22 protein-coding genes are annotated in these 20,133 nt (G+C 70.9%); 19 read left to right on the top strand and 3 right to left on the bottom strand.

Going from position 1 to position 20,133, the window contains the following annotated elements; genetic code table 11:
• From ACTHMF_RS15080 to ACTHMF_RS15070, 3 genes are all read right to left on the bottom strand, one after another.
• Entirely contained in the window at positions 1-552 is a 552-nt protein-coding gene (locus ACTHMF_RS15080) for a type IV toxin-antitoxin system AbiEi family antitoxin (RefSeq protein WP_440318717.1), read from the bottom strand.
• 90 nt (positions 553-642) lie between these two features.
• Complete coding sequence (locus ACTHMF_RS15075; RefSeq protein ID WP_440318715.1) at positions 643-1,872, bottom strand: DUF349 domain-containing protein; 1,230 nt, start codon at positions 1,870-1,872, stop codon at positions 643-645.
• Positions 1,873-1,928: 56 nt separating this feature from the next.
• Positions 1,929-2,699 carry a peptidylprolyl isomerase gene (locus tag ACTHMF_RS15070; RefSeq protein ID WP_314145924.1) on the bottom strand — a complete coding sequence of 257 codons (771 nt, stop codon included), beginning with the start codon at positions 2,697-2,699 and terminating at the stop codon, positions 1,929-1,931.
• A 123-nt stretch (positions 2,700-2,822) separates the two neighbouring features.
• Between ACTHMF_RS15070 and ACTHMF_RS15065 the strand changes: the two genes are divergently transcribed.
• The 19 genes from ACTHMF_RS15065 to ACTHMF_RS14975 all read left to right on the top strand — a co-directional run.
• Positions 2,823-4,163: a replication-associated recombination protein A gene (locus ACTHMF_RS15065; RefSeq protein ID WP_314145923.1), complete on the top strand. Its 1,341-nt coding sequence runs from the start codon at positions 2,823-2,825 to the stop codon at positions 4,161-4,163.
• A 204-nt stretch (positions 4,164-4,367) separates the two neighbouring features.
• A complete protein-coding gene (rpsD, locus tag ACTHMF_RS15060; RefSeq protein ID WP_314145922.1) occupies positions 4,368-4,991 on the top strand; it encodes a 30S ribosomal protein S4 in 624 nt (207 codons plus the stop codon).
• Positions 4,992-5,114: 123 nt separating this feature from the next.
• Positions 5,115-5,492 (top strand): DUF948 domain-containing protein, encoded by a 378-nt coding sequence (locus ACTHMF_RS15055; protein ID WP_314145921.1) that lies wholly within the window; start codon positions 5,115-5,117, stop codon positions 5,490-5,492.
• 51 nt (positions 5,493-5,543) lie between these two features.
• Entirely contained in the window at positions 5,544-5,735 is a 192-nt protein-coding gene (locus ACTHMF_RS15050; protein WP_314145920.1) for a hypothetical protein, read from the top strand.
• A 44-nt stretch (positions 5,736-5,779) separates the two neighbouring features.
• Positions 5,780-8,437, top strand: a complete 2,658-nt coding sequence (gene alaS / locus ACTHMF_RS15045; RefSeq protein ID WP_440318712.1) for an alanine--tRNA ligase — start codon at positions 5,780-5,782, stop codon at positions 8,435-8,437.
• A 3-nt stretch (positions 8,438-8,440) separates the two neighbouring features.
• A complete protein-coding gene (gene ruvX, locus ACTHMF_RS15040) occupies positions 8,441-8,893 on the top strand; it encodes a Holliday junction resolvase RuvX (RefSeq protein WP_440318710.1) in 453 nt (150 codons plus the stop codon).
• Between the two features lie 80 nt (positions 8,894-8,973).
• Positions 8,974-10,422: an endolytic transglycosylase MltG gene (gene mltG, locus ACTHMF_RS15035; protein ID WP_440318709.1), complete on the top strand. Its 1,449-nt coding sequence runs from the start codon at positions 8,974-8,976 to the stop codon at positions 10,420-10,422.
• Entirely contained in the window at positions 10,415-11,548 is a 1,134-nt protein-coding gene (locus ACTHMF_RS15030; protein ID WP_440318707.1) for a shikimate dehydrogenase, read from the top strand. The genes mltG and ACTHMF_RS15030 overlap by 8 nt, the downstream gene beginning before the upstream one ends.
• A 54-nt stretch (positions 11,549-11,602) precedes the next feature.
• Positions 11,603-12,811 (top strand): chorismate synthase, encoded by a 1,209-nt coding sequence (gene aroC, locus ACTHMF_RS15025; RefSeq protein WP_440318705.1) that lies wholly within the window; start codon positions 11,603-11,605, stop codon positions 12,809-12,811.
• An 8-nt stretch (positions 12,812-12,819) separates the two neighbouring features.
• Positions 12,820-13,311: a shikimate kinase gene (locus ACTHMF_RS15020; protein WP_314145914.1), complete on the top strand. Its 492-nt coding sequence runs from the start codon at positions 12,820-12,822 to the stop codon at positions 13,309-13,311.
• On the top strand, positions 13,308-14,387 hold the full coding sequence (gene aroB, locus ACTHMF_RS15015) for a 3-dehydroquinate synthase (protein WP_440318704.1): 1,080 nt from the start codon (positions 13,308-13,310) through the stop codon (positions 14,385-14,387). The genes ACTHMF_RS15020 and aroB overlap by 4 nt, the downstream gene beginning before the upstream one ends.
• A gap of 39 nt (positions 14,388-14,426) precedes the next feature.
• The gene (locus ACTHMF_RS15010) at positions 14,427-14,864 is read left to right on the top strand and encodes a type II 3-dehydroquinate dehydratase (RefSeq protein ID WP_314145912.1); all 438 of its coding nucleotides are present in this window, start codon (positions 14,427-14,429) and stop codon (positions 14,862-14,864) included.
• Between the two features lie 104 nt (positions 14,865-14,968).
• The gene (gene efp, locus ACTHMF_RS15005; protein ID WP_314145911.1) at positions 14,969-15,532 is read left to right on the top strand and encodes an elongation factor P; all 564 of its coding nucleotides are present in this window, start codon (positions 14,969-14,971) and stop codon (positions 15,530-15,532) included.
• Entirely contained in the window at positions 15,532-15,951 is a 420-nt protein-coding gene (gene nusB, locus ACTHMF_RS15000) for a transcription antitermination factor NusB (RefSeq protein WP_314145910.1), read from the top strand. Before efp ends, nusB begins: the two co-directional genes overlap by 1 nt.
• Before the next feature lie 11 nt (positions 15,952-15,962).
• Positions 15,963-16,667, top strand: a complete 705-nt coding sequence (locus tag ACTHMF_RS14995; protein WP_440318701.1) for a DsbA family protein — start codon at positions 15,963-15,965, stop codon at positions 16,665-16,667.
• A gap of 98 nt (positions 16,668-16,765) precedes the next feature.
• Positions 16,766-17,317, top strand: coding sequence for a bifunctional pyr operon transcriptional regulator/uracil phosphoribosyltransferase PyrR (pyrR, locus tag ACTHMF_RS14990; protein ID WP_314145908.1), 552 nt, complete (start codon positions 16,766-16,768; stop codon positions 17,315-17,317).
• On the top strand, positions 17,314-18,273 hold the full coding sequence (locus ACTHMF_RS14985) for an aspartate carbamoyltransferase catalytic subunit (RefSeq protein WP_440318699.1): 960 nt from the start codon (positions 17,314-17,316) through the stop codon (positions 18,271-18,273). Before pyrR ends, ACTHMF_RS14985 begins: the two co-directional genes overlap by 4 nt.
• Positions 18,270-19,598 (top strand): dihydroorotase, encoded by a 1,329-nt coding sequence (locus ACTHMF_RS14980; protein WP_440318697.1) that lies wholly within the window; start codon positions 18,270-18,272, stop codon positions 19,596-19,598. The genes ACTHMF_RS14985 and ACTHMF_RS14980 overlap by 4 nt, the downstream gene beginning before the upstream one ends.
• On the top strand, positions 19,591-20,133 hold a 543-nt coding region (locus tag ACTHMF_RS14975), incomplete at its 3' end, for a PH-like domain-containing protein (protein WP_440318695.1). The genes ACTHMF_RS14980 and ACTHMF_RS14975, both read left to right, overlap by 8 nt.

Genomic DNA, 20,133 nt, shown 5'->3' with positions numbered 1-20,133 from the left:
TCACGGGGCCACCGCCTCGGCGACGATGTCGAGGCGGCGGATCGCCCTGGCCGCGCCGTTGCGCCGCGAGCCGGCGAGCCTCGCCCGGAGGACGCCCGCGTCCGCTCCGCACATCGCGAGCAGCCGACGCACTTCGTCGGCGTCGTCCCGCCCGAAGGTCCGCGCCGTGAGGAGCAGGTCGCCCGCCGTGCGAAGCGGTGAGGTGACGCGGACGCCGTCGAGCTCGTCGATGTCGCCCGCGGCGAGGTCGTGCTGGTGGGCGTCGATCCCGCTCGGGAGCCGCCCCCGGCGGTCGGGGTCGATGCACACCTGCGGCCGGAGCGGGGGAGAGGACCGCGTGCCGTGGATCCACGCCGCGCTGCCGCGATCGGCGATGGCGGGTCCGGCGCCCAGCGCGGCGAAGGCGCGCGCCCTCAGCGCAGGCGAGTCGGGAAGGTCGAGCGGCGCGAAGGCGTCGCCGAGGCGGAACACCTGACCGTCGAGCACGAGCGCGAAGAGCTCGGCGATGGGCATGACGCTCCTGTCCAGGAGCGGGGGAGTCGCTGTCGTCATGCCCCCAGCATCGCCGGGGCCGGCACGGCAGGGCGGCCGCCGCCGGAATCGGTGGAGAGTCCGTGGCGGCGCCCGGGCTGTGGAGAAGGGTTACTTCAGAGCGTCGAGCCAGATCTTGCGGGCGTCGAGCGCCTCCTGGGCCGCCTTGACCTTCGCCGCGTCCCCGCTCGCCTGCGCGTCCGCCAGCTCCTGCTCGAGCTTGGCGATCGCCGCGTTCAGCTGGCTGGCGAGGCCCTCGGAGCGGGCCTTCTTCTCGGGATCGTTCTTCTCCCAGTGCTCCTCGTCGAGCCGGCGCACGGCGGCCTCCACCTTGCGCAGCCGGTCCTCGATGGGACGAACCTGGTCACGCGGGACACGGCCGATCGCATCCCAGCGCTCCTGGATGGAGAGCAGGGCGGCGCGTGCGGTCTCGCGGTCCTTCTCCTTCAGCAGCGGCTCGGCCTCTTCGAGAAGCTGGAGCTTCAGCTGCAGGTTGGCCTCGTACTCGACGTTGTCGCGGGCGTCGACCTCGGCCTTCGCCGCGTAGATCGCGTCGCCAGCGGCCTTGAACCGCGCCCAGAGCGCGTCGTCGTTCTTCTTGCCGGCGCGACCGGCGAGCTTCCACTGGTCGAGCAGCCGCCGGTACTCCGGGACGCCGTCCGCACCGAGCGGGATCAGCCGCTCGGCCTGCTCGATGAGCGCGTTCTTGCGGGAGCGGACGTCGCGGTGCTGGCTGTCGAGCTCGGCGAAGAACGCCTTGCGGTTGTGCTCGATGGTCGAGCGGGCGGCGCGGAAGCGCTTCCAGAGCTCATTCGCCTCGTTCTTGGGCAGCCGGGGACCGTCGTGCTGGTGCGCCTGCCAGCGGGCGAACAACCCGTCCAGCGCGGCCGTCGTCTGCTTCCACTGCGTGCGCTCGGGGTCCTGGGCCGCGAGCGCCTCCGCCTCCTCGACGATGGCGGTGCGCTCGGCGATCGCGTTCTCGACGGCGGCCTTGGCCTCGGCGCTCTGCTGCTCGGTCAGCTCCTCGACCGTCCCGCCGAGCGCGTCCAGCCGGGTGAGCAGGGACGCGAGGTCGCCGACCGCGTTCGCACCCTCCACCGCGGTGCGGAGGTTCGCGACCGACTTGGCGACATCGTTCGCGGGGGCGCCGCGACGCGCGCGCTGTTCGAGCAGACCGACCTGACCGGCGAGGTCCGTGTACTTGCGCTCGAAGTAGGCCAGAGCCTCCTCCGCTGTGCCGTCCGGGTACTCGCCGACGACGCGTTCGCCGTCGCCCTCGCGGACGTACACGGTGCCGGTCTCGTCGACGCGACCCCAGGGGTGCTGTTCAGAAGTAGCCAAGAGCCTCACCTTGCTTGCGGTGCCGGGATTGGGAAAAGCCTATTGCACGCGCCGCGTCACTGCAGCGTGAAGGCGTCGATCTTCGTCGCCACGGCGGGCGTGCCGTCCGTGCCTCCGCCCTTCACGCCCTTGTCCGCGACCTGCTTCACGAGCGTGTCGAGGCCGCTCGTCACCTTCCCGATGACCGTGTAGCCGCCGGCGTCGTCGTGGCCGATCGTCGTGTCCTTGTAGACGATGAAGAACTGGCTGCCCTGGCTCTCGGCGTTGTTGCCCTGGCGGGCCATCGCGATCGTGCCCGCGGGGTACTTGTCGTCGCTCGGCGCGTTCTCGATCGGGCCGTACTCGTATCCCGGCCCGCCGTTTCCCGTGCCCTCGGGGTCGCCGCACTGGAGGACGTAGAAGCCGCCGTTGGTCAGCCGGTGGCAGCTCAGGCCGTCGTAGAACTTCTTCTGCGTGAGGTACACGGTGCTCGAGACCGCCTGCGGGGCCTTCGCGCCGTCCAGCGAGACGCCGAGCGGGATGCCGTTGATCGTCATGGTGCCCGTCCAGGTGCGGTCCTCGGCGAGGGACTTCGACGGGAGGGACAGCGCGGCGGAGGCGGAGGGCGACGGCGATGCGGTCGCGCTGGCGGGACCGGGCTTCGCGAAGTAGAGCAGCTGCGTTCCGATGGCGAGCCCGACGATGACGACGACGGCGATGCCGGCGATCCAGTTGTCGCGCTTGCGGCGCTTCGTCTTCTCCTCGTGCACCGTCTGCCTGGCCTGGTACGCCCGAAGGCGTTCGCGGGCCTGTCGCGCGTCGCGGTCGTTCTGCTTGCTGGGTGCCACGTGTTTCCTCCGGGGGCGCCGTCGAGCGGGGAATCTGCTGGATCGAACCTTATCCGGCGCTCCTATGGAGTCCAAACCGCCGCGAGGGGAGGCGGTGTCGGAGGGAGCGACTAGCCTTGTCTGGTGGTCGATGTGCAGCCTGGGCTCCGGACGGGAGCGACGCCTCTCGCCGTGCGCATGCGGCCGAAGTCCCTCGACGAGGTCGCCGGTCAGCGGCACCTGCTGCGTCCAGGATCCCCGCTCGTCGCGCTCGCCTCCGACAAGGAGGGGCAGTCCGGCTCGGTGTCCGTGATCCTCTGGGGGCCGCCCGGCACGGGCAAGACCACGCTCGCGCAGGCCATCGCGCACTCGTCCGGCCGGCGCTTCGTCGAGCTGTCGGCGGTGACCGCCGGCGTCAAGGACGTCCGGCTGGTGATGGAGGAGGCGCTCTCCACGCGCGACCTCTACGGCGTCTCGACCGTGCTCTTCCTCGACGAGATCCACCGCTTCACCAAGGCGCAGCAGGACGCGCTGCTTCCCGGTGTCGAGAACGGCTGGGTGATCCTGGTCGCCGCGACGACCGAGAACCCGTCCTTCTCCGTCATCTCGCCGCTCCTGTCCCGTTCCCTACTGCTGACGCTGGAGACCCTGAGCGACGACGACCTCGGCGTCGTCATCGACCGCGCGGTGACCGACGAGCGGGGACTCGGCGGCCAGTACACGCTGGACGACGAGGCCCGCGCCGCGCTCATCCGCCTGGCGTCCGGGGATGCGCGCCGTGCGCTCACCGCGCTGGAGGCGGCCTCGGTGACCGCCGCGTCGTCGACGCCGGCGACGTCCAAGAAGAAGCCCGTGATCACGGCGGAGCTGGTGGCGCAGGCGGTGGATAGGGCGCTGCTGCGCTACGACCGCAACGGCGACGAGCACTACGACGTGATCAGCGCGTTCATCAAGTCGGTGCGCGGGTCGGACGTCGACGCTGCGCTGCACTACCTGGCCAGGATGATCGAGGCGGGGGAGGACCCGCGGTTCATCGCGCGCCGGATCATCGTCTCCGCGTCCGAAGACATCGGGATGGCCGATCCGCAGGCGCTCGTCGTCGCGATCGCCGCCGCGGACGCCGTGCAGTACATCGGGATGCCGGAGGGGCGCATCCCGCTCGCGCAGGCGGTCGTCCACCTCGCGACGGCTCCCAAGTCGAACGCCGCGTACATGGCGCTGGATGCGGCGATCGCCGACGTCCGCGCGGGCAAGATCGGGAGGGTGCCCAAGCACCTGCGGGATGCGCACTATCCGGGAGCCAAGCGGCTCGGTCACGGCAAGGGCTACAAGTACCCGCACGACGACGCCCTCGGCGTGCTCCGCCAGCAGTACCTGCCGGACGAGCTGAAGGGCACGACGTACTACGCGCCCACCGAGCACGGCAACGAACGCGACGTTTCCGCGCGGCTGGCGAAGCTGCGCAGGATCGTCCGCGGCGAGTGACGGAGCCCACCCGAAGGTTCTGCTAGAATCGATGCGCCTAGATGCGTGTTCAGGGTGCGGCTGCCAGGGACACGGATTCGACGGAATGGCCCTTTAGCCGGGCGTCCACGGCGACAATCCCTCTCTCTGCGGGCACTGTGTTCATGTGAAGCACGCGTGCGCCCGCACCCCAACGACCTATAGAGAGAAAACCGAAAGGAAACCGTGTCTTCACGTTCCCGCAGCAAGACCCGTGAGTCTCGCGCACTGGGCATCGCCCTCACCCCGAAGGCCGCCCGCTACATGGAGAAGCGTCCGTACGCCCCGGGCGAGCACGGCCGCACCAAGCGCAAGGCCGACTCCGACTACGCCGTTCGTCTGCGCGAGAAGCAGCGTCTGCGCGCCCAGTACGGCATCCTCGAGAAGCAGCTCCGCATCGCGTTCGAGGAGGCCCGCCGTACCCAGGGCCTGACCGGTGAGAACCTGGTCGAGCTCCTCGAGATGCGCCTGGACGCCCTCGTGCTCCGCGCCGGCTTCGCCCGCACCATCTCGCAGGCCCGCCAGTTCGTCGTGCACCGTCACATCCTGGTCGACGGCAAGATCGTGGACCGCCCGTCGTTCCGCGTGAAGCCGGGTCAGACCATCGGCGTCAAGGCCCGCTCCGAGGGCACCGAGCCCTTCCAGGTCGCGGCCGCCGGCGGTCACGTCGACGTCCTGCCGAAGACCCCGGGCTACCTCGAGGTCGAGCTCGACAAGCTGCAGGCGGTGCTCGTGCGCCGCCCGAAGCGCGCCGAGGTCCCCGTGACCTGTGACGTCCAGCTCGTCGTCGAGTACTACGCGGCCCGCTAAGGCTCGCGAGACTCCCGCAGAACGGGGTCGTGGCTTCGCGCCACGGCCCCGTTCTCCTTTTCCCCGGCGTCCGGTTCCCGTACGCTGGGGACGTATGCCCGTCACGGAATGGAGGGGGCCGACATGTCCGGAGGAGACATCGCTGGACTGATCGCTGCGGTGGTCTTCGCCGTGCTGGTCGGCTTCATCGCCGTGCCGCTGCTGAAGCTCGGCCGGGTGCTCGACTCGACCAGGGACGCGATCAAGGAGGCCAGCGACGGCATCACGCCGATCCTGGACGAGACCGCCACGACCATTCAGGAGACGAACAAGCAGCTCGCCCGCGTGGACGTGATCACGAAGAACGTGGCCGATGTGACGGGCAACGTCTCGGCCCTGGTCGCGCTGTTCGCCGCGACCGTCGGCGGTCCGCTGATCAAGCTCGCGGGGTTCAGCGCGGCCGCGCGTGCCGCCTTCCGGGCGGCTGGCGGCTCCCGGCGTCGTCGCGGCCGAGCGGACTAGACTTGCGCGAGTGCGCCGGGAGCGCACGCATCCAGGGAGGAAGATCCAGCAATGAAGAGTTTCCTGTGGCTGCTCGTCGGCGTCGCACTCGGCTTCGCCGTCGCCCACAAGGTCAACGAGACCCCCAAGGGCCGCGAGTTCTTCAGCACGCTCGACAAGAAGGCGCGTGACTTCGGAGAGGCCGTCTCCGACGGCTACCGCCAGCGCGAGGCCGAGATCCGCTCGGCCATCGACGGCGACTGAGCCGCTCTTTCCCCCACAAACTCGCTTCGATCCGACCGGAACCCATGCAGACTGCTGAAATCCACCGCCGCTGGCTCGACTTCTTCGCCAAGCGCGGTCACACCGTCGTCCCCTCCGCCTCCCTCGTCAGCGACGACCCGTCGCTGCTGTTCACGGTGGCCGGAATGGTGCCGTTCGTCCCCTACCTGACCGGTGTCGTCCCCGCGCCCTTCCCGCGGGCGACCAGCGTGCAGAAGTGCATCCGCACCCTCGACATCGACGAGGTCGGCAAGACGCCGCGGCATGGCACCTTCTTCCAGATGTGCGGCAACTTCTCGTTCGGCGACTACTTCAAGGAGCAGGCGATCACCTTCGCCTGGGACCTGCTGACCACTTCCGAGGAGGAGGGCGGCCTCGGCTTCTCGCCCGACGACCTGTGGGTGACGGTGTACGAGGAGGACGACGAGGCCCGCGAGATCTGGCAGCGCGTGTCCACCCTCCCGCCGGAGCGCATCCAGGACCTCGGCAAGGACACCAACTACTGGTCGACCGGTCAGCCGGGACCGGCGGGCCCCTGCTCCGAGATCTTCTTCGACCGCGGCCCCGCGTACGGCATCGACGGCGGCCCGGCGACGGACGACGACCGCTACGTCGAGATCTGGAACCTCGTCTTCATGCAGTACCTGCGCGGCGAGGGCACCGGCAAGAAGGACTTCGAGATCCTGGGCGACCTGCCGAAGAAGAACATCGACACCGGCCTGGGCCTGGAGCGCGTCGCGTTCATCAAGCAGGGCGTCGACAACATGTACGAGATCGACCAGGTGCGCCCCGTGCTCGACCGTGCCGCCGAACTCGCGAACAAGCCGTACGGCAACGAGGCGCACGAGGACGACGTCCGGCTTCGCGTCGTGGCGGACCACGTCCGCAGCGCGCTGATGCTGATGACCGACGGCGTCACGCCGTCCAACGAGGGCCGCGGCTACGTGCTGCGCCGGCTGCTGCGCCGCACCGTGCGCGCGATGCGCCTGCTGGGCGTGGAGGACGCGACCTTCCCCGAGCTGTTCCCGGTCTCCCGCGACGCGATGAAGGCCGCCTATCCGGAGGTGGAGACCGAGTTCGCGCGCACCTCGCAGCTCGCGTACGCGGAGGAGGAGACGTTCCTCCGCACCCTCGCGGCCGGCACCAGCATCCTGGACACCGCGGTCGCGAACACCCGCAAGGCGGGCAAGGAGCAGCTCGCGGGCGACACCGCGTTCCTGCTGCACGACACCTACGGCTTCCCGATCGACCTCACGCTGGAGATGGCGGAGGAAGCGGGCCTCAGCGTCGACCGCGGCGCGTTCGACAGCCTGATGGCCGACCAGCGCGCCCGCGCCAAGGCGGACGCGAAGGCGAAGAAGACCGCGCTGGCCGACCTGTCGGTCTACAGCGCATTCCGCTCGCAGGGCGAGACCGTCTTCACCGGCTACACCGAGCTCGAGACCGAGTCGAGCGTGCTCGGCCTGATCGTGGACGGTCAGTCCGTGAACAAGGCGACGGAGGGCCAGGTCGCCGAGGTCATCCTGGGTGCGACCGCGCTGTACGCCGAGTCCGGCGGGCAGGACGCGGACGCCGGGACGATCGTCGGCCCCGGCTACGAGCTGGACGTGCTCGACGTGCAGAAGCCCGTGAAGGGCCTGATCAGCCACAAGGTGCTCGTGCGCAGCGGCGAGGTGGGCGTCGGCGCCCCCGCGACCAGCCTGGTCGACGCGCAGTACCGTCGCGGGGCGCGGCAGGCGCACTCCGGCACGCACATCATCCACGCGGCGCTGCGCCAGGTGCTCGGCCCCAACGCGCACCAGTCCGGTTCCTACAACAAGGCGGGCTACCTACGGCTCGACTTCTCGTGGAACCAGGCGCTGTCCCCGGAGACCCGCAGCGAGATCGAGGAGATCTCGAACAACGCGATCCGGGACAACCTCGAGGTGACGACGCGCGAGCTCCCGCTCGCCGAGGCCAAGGCGCTCGGCGCGATGGCGCTGTTCGGCGAGAAGTACGGCGACGTCGTCCGCGTCGTCGACATCGGCGGCCCGTGGTCCCGCGAGCTCTGCGCGGGCACGCACGTGTCCAGCAGCGCCGAGATCGGGATGATCAACCTGGTCAGCGAGTCGTCCGTCGGCTCCACCAACCGCCGCGTCGAGTCGCTGGTGGGCCTGGAGGCGTTCCAGGACCTCGCGGTCGAGCGCACGATCGTCTCGCAGCTCTCGAGCTCGCTGAAGACCCCGCGCGAGCAGCTGCCGGAGAAGATCGCCGACCTGATGGCGAGCCTCAAGGCGGCCGAGAAGCGCATCCAGGCGTTCGAGGCGCGCGCCGTCCTCGACAAGGTCCCCGGCCTGCTGGAGTCCGCGACCCGGCGCGGCGCGGTGACCGTCGTGGCGGAGGACGCGGGAACGCTGAACTCGGCGGACGACCTGCGCCTGCTGGTGACGACGGTGCGCGAGCGCCTCGGCTCCGACCCGGCGACCGTCGCCCTCGCCGCGCGCGCGGCGGGCAAGCCCGTCGTCATCGTCGCCACCAACCAGGCGGCGCGCGACGCCGGTGTGAACGCGGGCGCCCTCGCCAAGACGGCGGCGGGCATCCTCGGCGGCGGAGGCGGCGGCAAGGCCGACCTCGCGCAGGGCGGCGGCACCGACGCCGACGCGATCCCGGCGGCACTCGGCGCGGTGGCGTCGGCGATCGGGTAACGCGTGCGGACCGGAGTCCGGCTCGGCATCGACGTGGGCAAGGTCAGGATCGGCGTCAGCCGGTCCGACCTCCACGGGATGCTCGCCACGCCCCTGGAGACCGTCGCACGCTCCGAGGACGCTGCGGATCGTCGCAGGATCGCGGAGATCGTGAGCGAACTCGGAGTTTTCGAGATTATCGTCGGGTTGCCGTTGGCCCTCTCAGGCGCGCACACCGCATCCACCGCCGACGCCGTCGCCTTCGCAGAAGCGCTGGGCGCCGAGGTGGAGGCACCGGTGCGGCTGGTGGACGAACGGCTGAGCACCGTCTCCGCCCACTCCGCACTGCGGGCGTCCGGCAGAAACGCGAAAACTGCGCGTCCAGTGGTGGATCAGGTGGCGGCCACGATAATTTTGCAGCACGCCCTCGACGCGGAGCGCGCCACAGGCCGTCCGCCGGGTGACCCCGTCGAATAAGAGCATTGGACTGAAGCTTGTCGCACAATCCGCAGGAGAAGCCGGATCCCCCCGTGTTCCCTGCCGTGAACCGACCGCCGATGACCCGCAGGGAGGCGCGCGAGGCGCGTCAGGCCGCGGAGGCGCACGAGGCTGCGCAGGCCGAGCAGTCCGGTGATCGGCAGCCACCGGCGGCACCGCCGGTGACGGGACCGACCGAGTCGCCCGCTCAGCGCGACGCGCTCGAGGGACTCGACTTCGACTCCGTCATCACCGGTCCGATCGCGCGGGTGGACGCGGCGGACGAGCCGGAGCTCGAGTCGGTCGGCGCCATCCGGCACGGCTCCGAGCACGGGCACGACCACGACCATCCCGTCCGCGCCCTGTTCGGCGCGCTCGACGAGGAGCCGGAGTCGTCTCAGGCGGAGTCGCCGCTGGTCTGGCGGCAGCAGAACTACCTCTCGCACGAGGACGCCCCCAAGCGCAAGCGGCGCTGGGTCAGGCCGCTCGTGGTGACCGTCGTGGTCGTGGCGATCCTCGGCGGGCTGGCCGGGGGAGCGTACGCGTTCTTCCAGCCGCAGATCGCGAAGATCGTCACCGCGCTGACACCCGTCGACAACGACTACACCGGCAATGGCACCGGCGAGGTCATGTTCACCATCAAGTCGGGGGACACCGGCGACAGCATCGCGACCAACCTGCACAAGGCGGGCGTCACGAAGAGCTACGACGCGTTCTACTCACTGCTGCTGCGCCAGCAGCCGCAGGTCGAGTTCCAGCCCGGCGTGTTCAAGCTCGCGAAGGGGATGAGCGCGCAGGCGGCGCTGATCGCGCTGCAGGACCCGGCGTCGCGTGTCGAGAACACGGCGGTCATCCCGGAGGGGACGGCAGAGAAGGACATCCTGCAGATCGTCGCGGACAGCACCAAGATCCCGCTCGCCGACCTGCAGAAGGAGGCGAAGTCCCCCGCCCAGTACGGGCTGCCGCCGGAGGCGAAGACGCTCGAGGGCTTCCTGTTCCCCGCGACATACACGTTCGCGCCCGGCACCACGGCGAAGCAGGCCATCACCACGATGGTGGACCGGATGTTCCAGGCTCTCGACGACGCGGGGGTGAAGCCGGCCGACCGCTGGAAGACGATCGTGCTGGCGTCGGTCGTGCAGCGTGAGGCCGGGCTCAAGGACGACTATCCGAAGGTAGCGAGGGTCTTCCTCAATCGGATCGCGCAGGGCTGGGATCTGCAGTCCGACGCGACCGTCGCCTACGGCACGGGGAACACGCATCGGGTGGAGACCACGGACGCCGAGCGCGCCGACGCCGCGAACCCATACAACACGTACGTGCATCCGGGGCTGCCGGTCGGCCCGATCTCCAACCCCGGCGACCTGGCGATCAACGCGGTCGTGCACCCGGCGACCGGACCGTGGATGTTCTTCGTGACCTGGAACCTCAAGACCGGCGAGACGATCTTCTCGACGACCGAGGCGGAGCACGAAGCAGCAGTGGCGAAGTGGCAGCAGTGGATGAAGGACAACCCCGGGTATGAGTGACGCCAGCAACAAGACCGGACGCGACGAGTCGATCGAGGACGGCGTCTCCGAGGCGTCGGCGGAGGCCATGATCGCCGACCTGGTGGAGGCCGAGCGCGAGGCCGAGGCGGAGGAGAGCGCGATCGCCGAGGCGGAGGCCGCGGCCGAGAGCGAGGAGCCGGACGAACCAGCACCGACCCCCGCACCGGCCAAGCCGGCCGCGAAGAAGCCCAAGGCCGCCGCTACCGGCTCGAAGGCCCCCTCCACCGCGAAGACCCGCCAGAGCGGCCCCGCCCGCACGCTCGCGGTGCTCGGCTCGCCCATCGGCCACTCGCAGTCCCCGGCCCTGCACCGGGCCGCATATCGCGTGCTCGGCCTGAACTGGGAGTACGAGCCGGTCGACGTGTCCGAGGGCGCCCTCGCGGGCTTCATCGACGGCCTCGGTCCGGAGTGGCGCGGGCTCTCGCTCACCATGCCGCTCAAGCAGGCGGTGCTGCCGCTGCTCACCGACACCGACCGCGTCGCGGAGCAGACCGGCGCCGCGAACACCGTGCTGCTGGACGGCGAGGACGTCCGCGGCTTCAACACCGACGTCGCCGGCATGGTCCGCGCACTGCAGGCGGCCGGGCTCGAGAGCGCCCGCTACGTCCACATCCTGGGCGGCGGCGCCACCGCGGCGTCCGCGCTCGTCGCGGCGGCCGAGCTCGGCGCGGAGCGCGTTGACGTGCACGTGCGCAACCTCGAGAAGAGCGTCTGGATGGAGTCCCTCGCGCACGAGGCCGGGCTGATGGTCCGGCTGCGATCGTTCGCGCAGGCCGACCGCTCGCTGGACGTCCCCGACCTGGTGATCAGCGCCCTGCCGGGCGGCACCTCCACCGCCGCGGTCTACACCGACTCCACCCGGAGGCGCTCGCTGCTGTTCGACGTCGCGTACGACCCCTGGCCCAGCGCCCTCGCCGCCGATTGGCAGGCCGTGGGCGGACGCGTGGTGTCCGGCCTCGCGCTGCTCGTGCACCAGGCCCTGCTGCAGGTGCGCGTGTTCGTCTCCGGCGACCCGCTGCAGCCGCTGCAGGGCGAGGACGAGGTGCTCGCCGCGATGCTCGACGCCGTCGGCATCGACGCGGCCGGCGCGCCCCTCGGCGAGTGACAGCGGAGGCGTAACCCGGCGGGACGCTCCCGGGCACTGTGCCAGAATCGAAGCATGCTTCGTTGGCTCACCGCCGGGGAATCCCACGGCCCCGAACTCATCGCCGTCCTGGAGGGGCTCCCCGCCGGGGTGCCCGTCTCGCTCGACAACGTGCGCGCCGATCTGGCGCGCCGCAAGCTCGGCTATGGCCGCGGCGCGCGGATGAAGTTCGAGCAGGACGCGCTGGAGGTCTCGGGCGGCGTCCGGCACGGCCTGAGCCTCGGCAGCCCGATCGCGCTGCGCATCGGCAACACCGAGTGGCCGAAGTGGGTGGACGTGATGAGCCCCGAGCCGGTCGAGCCCGAGAAGCTGAGCTCGGGCCGCGGCGCGGCGCTCACCCGTCCGCGTCCCGGTCACGCCGACCTGGTCGGCATGCAGAAGTACGGCTTCGACGAGGCGCGCCCGGTCCTGGAGCGCGCGAGCGCCAGGGAGACCGCGGCGCGCGTCGCGCTCGGCGCCGTCGCCCGGTCCTTCCTCGCGGAGCTCGGGATCACTCTGGTCAGCCACACGCTGTCCATCGGCCCGGTGCGCGTTCCGGAGGGCGCCGCGCTGCCGAAGCCGGAGGATGTCGCCGCGCTGGACGCCGACCCGCTGCGCTGCTTCGATCCAGCGACCTCCGAGCGGATGGTCGCCGAGGTCGACGCCGCGCACAAGGACGGCGACACCCTCGGCGGCGTCGTCGAGGTGCTCGCCTACGGCCTGCCGCCGGGGCTCGGTTCGCACGTGCACTGGGACCGCCGGCTGGACGCGCAGCTCGCCGCCGCGCTCATGGGCATCCAGGCGATCAAGGGCGTCGAGGTCGGCGACGGCTTCCTGACGACCACGCGCCGCGGCTCCGAGGCCCACGACGAGCTCGTCGCCGAGGACGGCACCATCGTGCGCACCAGCGACAAGGCGGGCGGAACCGAGGGCGGGATGAGCACCGGAAGCGTGCTGCGCGTGCGCGCCGGGATGAAGCCGATCGCGACCGTCCCGCACGCGCTGCGGACGATCGACGTCGCCACCAGCGAGGCCGCGCCGGCGCACCACCAGCGCTCCGATGTCTGTGCCGTGCCCGCAGCGGGCGTCGTGGCGGAGGCGATGGTCGCGCTCGTGCTCGCGAACGCCGTGCTGGAGAAGTTCGGCGGCGACTCGGTGGCCGAGACGGCCCGCAATCTGCGCGGCTACCTCGACGCGATCCCGCAGAACCTCGCGACCGAGCGCCAGAGCGCTCCGTACGCCTGAGCGCCGCGGTGACGATCGTCCTGATCGGACCGCCGGCGGCGGGCAAGACCAGAATCGGCAAGCGGCTGGCCAAGCGGCTCGGCCTCCCGTTCGTGGACACGGACGCCGTCGTGGTCGCCCAGCACGGCCCGATCCCCGGCATCTTCGCCGAGCACGGTGAGCCGTACTTCCGAGAGCTGGAGCGCCAGGCGGTCGCCGAGGCGGTCGCGGAGCCCGGCGTCGTCTCCCTGGGCGGCGGCGCCATCCTGAACGCCGACACCCGGGCGGACCTGGCCGGGAAGCGGGTCGTCCTGATCACCGTGCAGCCGGAGGCGATCGCCAGGCGCATCGCGAACAGCAAGCGTCCGCTGGTGACCGACATCGAGTCCTGGAAGCGGCTCGTGGCCGATCGCCGCGAGCTGTACGAGTCGCTCGCCGACTACACCGCCGACACATCGTCCCGGCCGATCGAGACCATCGTGGAGGAGATCGCCCGCTGGGCCGAGGAGGGAATGGAATGACCGACGAACCCACCGAGATCCTGGTCGCGGGGGAGCGGCAGTACCCCGTGATCGTCGGGCGCGGACTGCGCTTCGACCTGGCACGGCACCTCGGGACCGGCGTGAGCAAGGTCCTCATCGTGCACGCCCCGACCCTGGGCGCCGCGGCCGCCGAGCTGCGCGAGTCGCTGCTCGGGCAGTACGAGGTGCTGCTGGCCGAGGTGCCGGACGCGGAGGCGGCCAAGCGCATCGAGGTCGCGTCCTTCCTCTGGCAGATCATGGGCCAGGCTGACTTCACCCGGTCCGACGCGGTGGTCGGCTTCGGCGGCGGCTCGGTGACCGACCTCGCCGGCTTCGTCGCGGCCACCTGGCTGCGCGGCGTGACGCTCGTGCAGGTCCCGACGACGCTGCTCGGAATGGTGGATGCGGCCGTCGGCGGCAAGACCGGCATCAACACCGCGGAGGGCAAGAACCTCGTCGGCGCCTTCTACGCCCCCTCCGCCGTCGTCTGCGACCTGGACACGCTGACCTCGCTCGGCCGCAACGAGCTGCTCGCCGGCTTCGCCGAGGTCGTCAAGTACGGCTTCATCGCCGAGCCGGAGATCCTAGACACCATCGAGCGGGACGTGGACGTCGCCACCGATCCCGAGTCTCCCGAGTTCCGCCGCCTGGTGGAGCTGTCGATCGGCATCAAGGCGCGCGTCGTCGGCGAGGACTTCACCGAGCAGGGCCTGCGCGAGATCCTCAACTACGGCCACACCCTCGGCCACGCCATCGAGCACGCCGAACGCTACCAGTGGCGGCACGGCGCCGCGATCTCGGTCGGGATGGTGTTCGCGGCCGAGCTCGGCCGGCTGAGCGGCCGCTTGAGCGACGAGGTCGTGGAACGGCACCGCCGCATCCTGGAGTCGCTGACGCTGCCCACCAGCTACCCGCTCGGCCGCTGGCAGACGCTGCTCGCCACGATGCAGCGGGACAAGAAGGCGCGCGGCAGTCTGCTGCGGTTCATCGTGCTCGACGACGTCGCCCGGCCCACCGTCCTCGCGGGGCCCGATCAGAGCCTGCTGTTCGCGGCGTACCAGGAGATCGGCTCCTGATGACGAGGTCGGTCGGGGAGCACCGGTAGGGTGAGCGGTGTGAGCAGCGTCCTCGTCCTCAACGGCCCCAATCTCGGCAGGCTCGGCACGCGCGAGCCCGACGTCTACGGGTCCGGCACCCTCGACGACCTGCGCGAGCTGCTGCAGCAGGACGCGCCGGAGCTCACGATCGACCTGCGCCAGACCGACACCGAGGGCGAGCTGCTCGGCTGGCTGCACGAGGCGATGGACAGCGGTTCGCCGGTCATCCTGAACGCCGGGGCGTGGACGCACTACTCGTACGCGCTGCACGACGCGGTCGGGATGGTCACCAAGGCCGGCGGCACCGTCATCGAGGTGCACATCTCCAACCCGCACGCCAGGGAGGAGTTCCGGCACACCAGCGTCATCAGCGCGGTGGCGAGCGGCGTCATCGCCGGTTTCGGCTTCGAGTCCTACCGGCTGGCCCTCGCGTCCATTCGCCGAAACGCGCGCTGACCTTTAGAATCTCTGGGGGCCTTCCGCTGGGCGGAGCCTTTCGTGGACGACGCCGCGGCGCCGCATCCACCCGAATCTTCCCGTAAACCGAATGGAACACGCGCATGGCATCGACCGCTGACATCAAGAACGGAATCGTCCTCAACATCGACGGACAGCTCTGGAGCGTGATCGAGTTCCAGCACGTCAAGCCGGGCAAGGGCGGTGCGTTCGTCCGCACCAAGCTGAAGAACGTCACCACGGGCAAGACCGTCGACCGCACCTACAACGCGGGCGCGAAGATCGAGATCACCAACGTCGACCGCCGCGACTACCAGTACCTGTACCAGGACGGCGCCGACTTCGTCTTCATGGACACCAGCGACTACGACCAGATCACCATCCCCGGCCCCGTCGTCGGCGACGCCGCCAACTTCATGCTGGAGAACCAGAACGTGACCGTGGCGCTGCACGAGGGCGAGCCGCTCTACGTCGAGCTCCCCGCCTCCGTCGTGCTGGAGATCACCTACACCGAGCCCGGCCTGCAGGGCGACCGCTCGACCGGCGGCACCAAGCCCGCCACCGTGGAGACCGGCTACCAGATCCAGGTCCCGCTGTTCCTCGAGACCGGCACCAAGGTCAAGGTCGACACCCGTACCGGCGACTACCTCGGCCGCGTCAACGACTAGTGAGCGCGAGGACCAAGGCGCGCAAGCGCGCCCTCGATGTGCTCTTCAGCGCCGACCTGCGGCAGCTCTCGCTGCCGCAGGCTCTGGCCGCGGAGGCCGAGCGCGCGGCGAACGAGCCGTCGCGTGAGGCCTCCTGGCTGTACGCCCGCGAGATCGTCGACGGCGTGATCGACCACCAGGACGAGATCGACGAGCAGATCGAGACGTACGCCCAGGGCTGGACGCTCGCCAGGATGCCCGCCGTCGACCGCGCCATCCTGCGCATCGGCGTCTGGGAGCTGCTCTTCAACGACGCCGTGCCGGAGGGCGTGGCGATCTCGGAGGCCGTCGAGGCGGCGACGGTGCTCTCGACCGACGACTCGGCCGGATTCGTGAACGGCCTGCTGGCCAAGATCGCGCAGAACAACCCGCGCGGCTGAAAGGGAACAGCATGAAGCGTCTCGTCCGCGTGCTCGCGGCGACCGTGCTCGCGATCGCGGTGGCCGGCGGCGCGGCCGCGTGCTCGCTGATGGGCGACTCGAGCTTCCCCGTCGCGACCGCCACGCCGCCGACCGGGATGGACGGCGCCGTCAACTTCGACGGCCGCTACGTCAGCGCGGGCACGGGCGAGAAGAAGGTCGACATCTGGTTCGACGCCATGTGCCCGTTCTGCGGCGAGTTCGAGCGCACCAACGGCGCGACGCTGGCGAACGCGGTGAAGGACGGCTCGATCACCGTGCGCCTGCACCCGATCACCTTCCTCGACTCGCGCTCGAACGGCACCGGCTACTCGACCCGCGCCGCGGCGGCGCTGGTCTGCGTCGGCGTGCACGACCCGAACAAGACGCTCGACTACTACCAGGCGCTGTTCACGGACCAGCCGGAGGAGGGCTCGAGCGGTCTGACCGACGAGGAGCTCGCCAAGCGCGCCACCGACCTCGGCATCGCGGACATCAGCGGCTGCCTCCAGCGCAGCGGTCCCTATCAGGCGTGGGCGCAGGCGAATACCGTCCACTCGCAGAACGGCCCCATCGAGGTCGACGGCACGAAGGTGCTGGATTCGATCCAGGGCACCCCGACCGTGCTGGTGAACGGGAAGCAGTACCCCGGCTCGGTCACCGACAAGAAGGCGTTCACGCGGTTCCTCGGAGAGTGAGCGGCGCACGGGACGGATGTCGGTGCGCGTCCTGTAGACTCACCACTCGGTAGACATCCTTTAACGAGCCGTCCTGTGAGGCGGGGAAGGAGGTCGGCGTGACAGCGCGCACCGTGCTGCAGCAGGCTGACATCTCCCGGGCGTTGACTCGGATCTCGCACGAGATCCTCGAGTCCAACCGGGGAACGAACGATCTGGTGATCCTGGGCATCCCGACGCGCGGCGTCGTGCTCGCCAGGAGGATCGCCGAGAACATCCAGCGCATCGAGCCGCAGGCGGTCGCCGATGCGGCGGAGATCGTCGGGGCGCTCGACGTCACGATGTACCGCGACGACCTGTCGCGGAACCCCACCAGGACCCCGCAGCCCACCTCGCTGCCCGGGCCGATCGACGGGAAGACCGTCGTCCTCGTCGACGACGTCCTCTACTCCGGGCGGACCATCCGGGCCGCGCTCGACGCGCTCGGCGACATCGGGCGGCCGCGAGCGGTGCGGCTGGCCGTCCTCGTCGACCGCGGGCACCGCGAGCTGCCGATCCGGGCCGACTTCGTCGGCAAGAACCTGCCGTCCGCCTCCTCCGAGCGCATCTTCGTGCGGCTGGACGAGATCGACGGCGAGGAGTCCGTGACCATCGAGGAGGGCGCGGCATGAGGCACCTGCTGTCGACCAAGACGCTGCTCCGCGAGGACGCCATCCGGCTGCTCGACGTCGCCGAGGACATGGCCGACGTGCAGGAGCGCGAGGTCAAGAAGCTGCCGACGCTGCGCGGCAAGACGGTCGTGAACCTCTTCTTCGAGGACTCCACGCGCACCCGGATCTCCTTCGAGGCAGCGGCGAAGCGGCTGTCAGCGGACGTCATCAACTTCTCCGCGAAGGGCTCCAGCGTCTCCAAGGGCGAGAGCCTCAAGGACACCGCGCAGACCCTCGCCGCGATGGGGGCGGACGCGGTCGTCGTCCGGCACAGCGCGTCCGGGGCGCCGCAGACGCTCGCGACCAGCGGCTGGATCGACGCCGGGATCGTCAACGCGGGCGACGGGATGCACGAGCACCCGACCCAGGCGCTGCTCGACGCGTTCACCATGCGCCGCCGGCTGCACGGGTCGGCCTCCCGCGGCAAGGACCTCGACGGCGTGGCGGTCACGATCGTCGGCGACATCCTGCACTCCCGGGTCGCACGCTCCAACGTCTGGCTGCTGCGCACGCTCGGCGCGCACGTGACGCTGGTCGCTCCGCCGACGCTGCTGCCGGTGGACGTGTCCGGCTGGCCGGCCGCGATCGGGTACGACCTGGACGCGGCCATCGCCGAGCGTCCGGACGTGGTGATGATGCTCCGGATCCAGGGCGAGCGCATGAACGCGGCGTTCTTCCCGACCACGCGCGAATACGCCAGGCGCTGGGGGCTGGACGAGGAACGGCTCGCACACCTCGGGCCCGATAGCATTGTCATGCACCCGGGACCGATGAACCGCGGGCTGGAGATCTCGGCAGCGGCCGCGGACTCGCCGCGTTCGACGGTGAGGGAGCAGGTCGCCAACGGCGTGTCCGTGCGGATGGCCGCCCTCTACCTCCTGCTGTCCGGTGCCGACCAGGAGGCGACGAAACGGTGAGTGAGCGTGTGAACGAGACGAAGTACCTGATCAGCGGCGCGACCCTGGCCGACGGCACGCGCACCGACCTGCTCGTCGCCGACGGCCGCATCGCGGAGACAGGCACCGGACTCTCCGCCGCCGGCGCCACGGCGATCGACGCGGACGGGCTGCTCGCGCTGCCCGGTCTCGTCGACCTGCACACCCATCTGCGCGAGCCCGGCTACGAGCAGAGCGAGACCGTCCTGACCGGGACGCGCGCGGCGGCGGCCGGCGGGTTCACCGCGGTGTTCGCGATGGCGAACACGTCGCCGGTGGCCGACACCGCCGGTGTCGTCGAGCAGGTGCTCAGCCTGGGCGAGGCGGCCGGCTACGCGACGGTGCGCCCGATCGGCGCGGTCACGGTCGGCCTGGCGGGCGAGCGGCTCGCCGAGCTCGGCGCGATGGCGGACTCCCGCGCCGCCGTCCGGGTCTTCTCGGACGACGGCAAGTGCGTCTCCGACCCGCTGCTGATGCGCAGGGCGCTCGAGTACGTGAAGGCGTTCGACGGCGTGATCGCGCAGCACGCGCAGGAGCCGCGGCTCACCGAGGGCGCGCAGATGAACGAGGGCGCGCTCTCGGGCGAGCTCGGGCTGGCCGGCTGGCCGGCCGTCGCGGAGGAGTCGATCATCGCCAGGGACGTCCTGCTCGCCGAGCACGTCGGCTCCCGGCTGCACGTCTGCCACGTCTCCACCGCCGGGTCTGTCGATGTGATCCGCTGGGCGAAGGCGCGCGGGATCGACGTGACCGCCGAGGTCACGCCGCACCACCTGATGCTGACCGAGGAGCTGGCCTCCGGGTACGACGCCAGGTACAAGGTCAACCCGCCGCTGCGCCGTGCCGAGGACGTGGAGGCGCTGCGCGCGGGCCTCGCCGACGGCACCATCGACATCGTCGCGACCGACCACGCTCCGCATCCGGTCGAGTCGAAGGACTGCGAGTGGGACGCCGCCGCGTTCGGGATGGTCGGCCTGGAGTCCGCGCTCAGCGTCGTCCAGGCCTCCGTCGTCGACAACGGGATGCTCGGCTGGGCCGACATCGCGCGCGTGCTCTCGGCGACGCCCGCCAGGATCGGCCGGCTGGCCGGCCACGGCGGACCGATCGAGGCCGGAGCGCCCGCGGAGCTGTTCCTGTACGACCCGACGGCCTCGCGCTCCTTCTCCACCGGCGACCTGGCAGGCAAGGGCGTCAACTCGCCGTACCTGTCGATGACGCTGCCGGGCCGCGTCGCCTGGACGTTCCACCGCGGCGTCGCGACCGTTGCCGACGGCGCGGTCGTCGACCAGCTGGAGGTGAGCCGTGGATAAGCTGCTGCCGACCATCGGCATCCTCGCCGTCGTGATCGTCGTGCTCCTGCTCGCGATCATGGGCTGGCGACGACGGATGCGCCGCGACGCGCCGGCGGGCGGCGGGTACACCGCCCCCGCGACGCTCGCGGCGCCGACCACGACGGCCGACGTCCTCTACGTGGCGACCACCAAGGCGGGAGAGCACCTCGAACGGCTCGCCCTGCCCGGGCTGGCGTACCGCGGAAAGGGGACCGTGGAGGTCTCCCCGGACGGCGTGCGGCTGCGCGTCGCCGGCGAGCAGCCGGTCTTCGTCCCCGCCGCCGCGCTCAGCGGCGTGGGCGCCGCGACGGTCGCGATCGACCGCGCGGTGGAGCGCGACGGCCTGCTCCGGCTCGGCTGGACGACCTCCGGCGGCACCGCCGCCGACAGCTACTTCCGGGTCGTCGACCCGGCCGGGCGCGGGGGGGGGACCCCGGCGCGCGAAAACATACTCCCCCCCCCCAGCCCCCCCGGGCGCCCGAACCACCCCGCCACCACAGGTGCCCCGCACTGG

The organism is Leifsonia sp. (assembly GCF_051955155.1).
GTDB lineage: Bacteria > Actinomycetota > Actinomycetes > Actinomycetales > Microbacteriaceae > Leifsonia.
The sequence above is the reverse complement of the archived record's forward strand: the minus strand, read 5'-3'. Positions and strand labels throughout refer to the sequence as shown.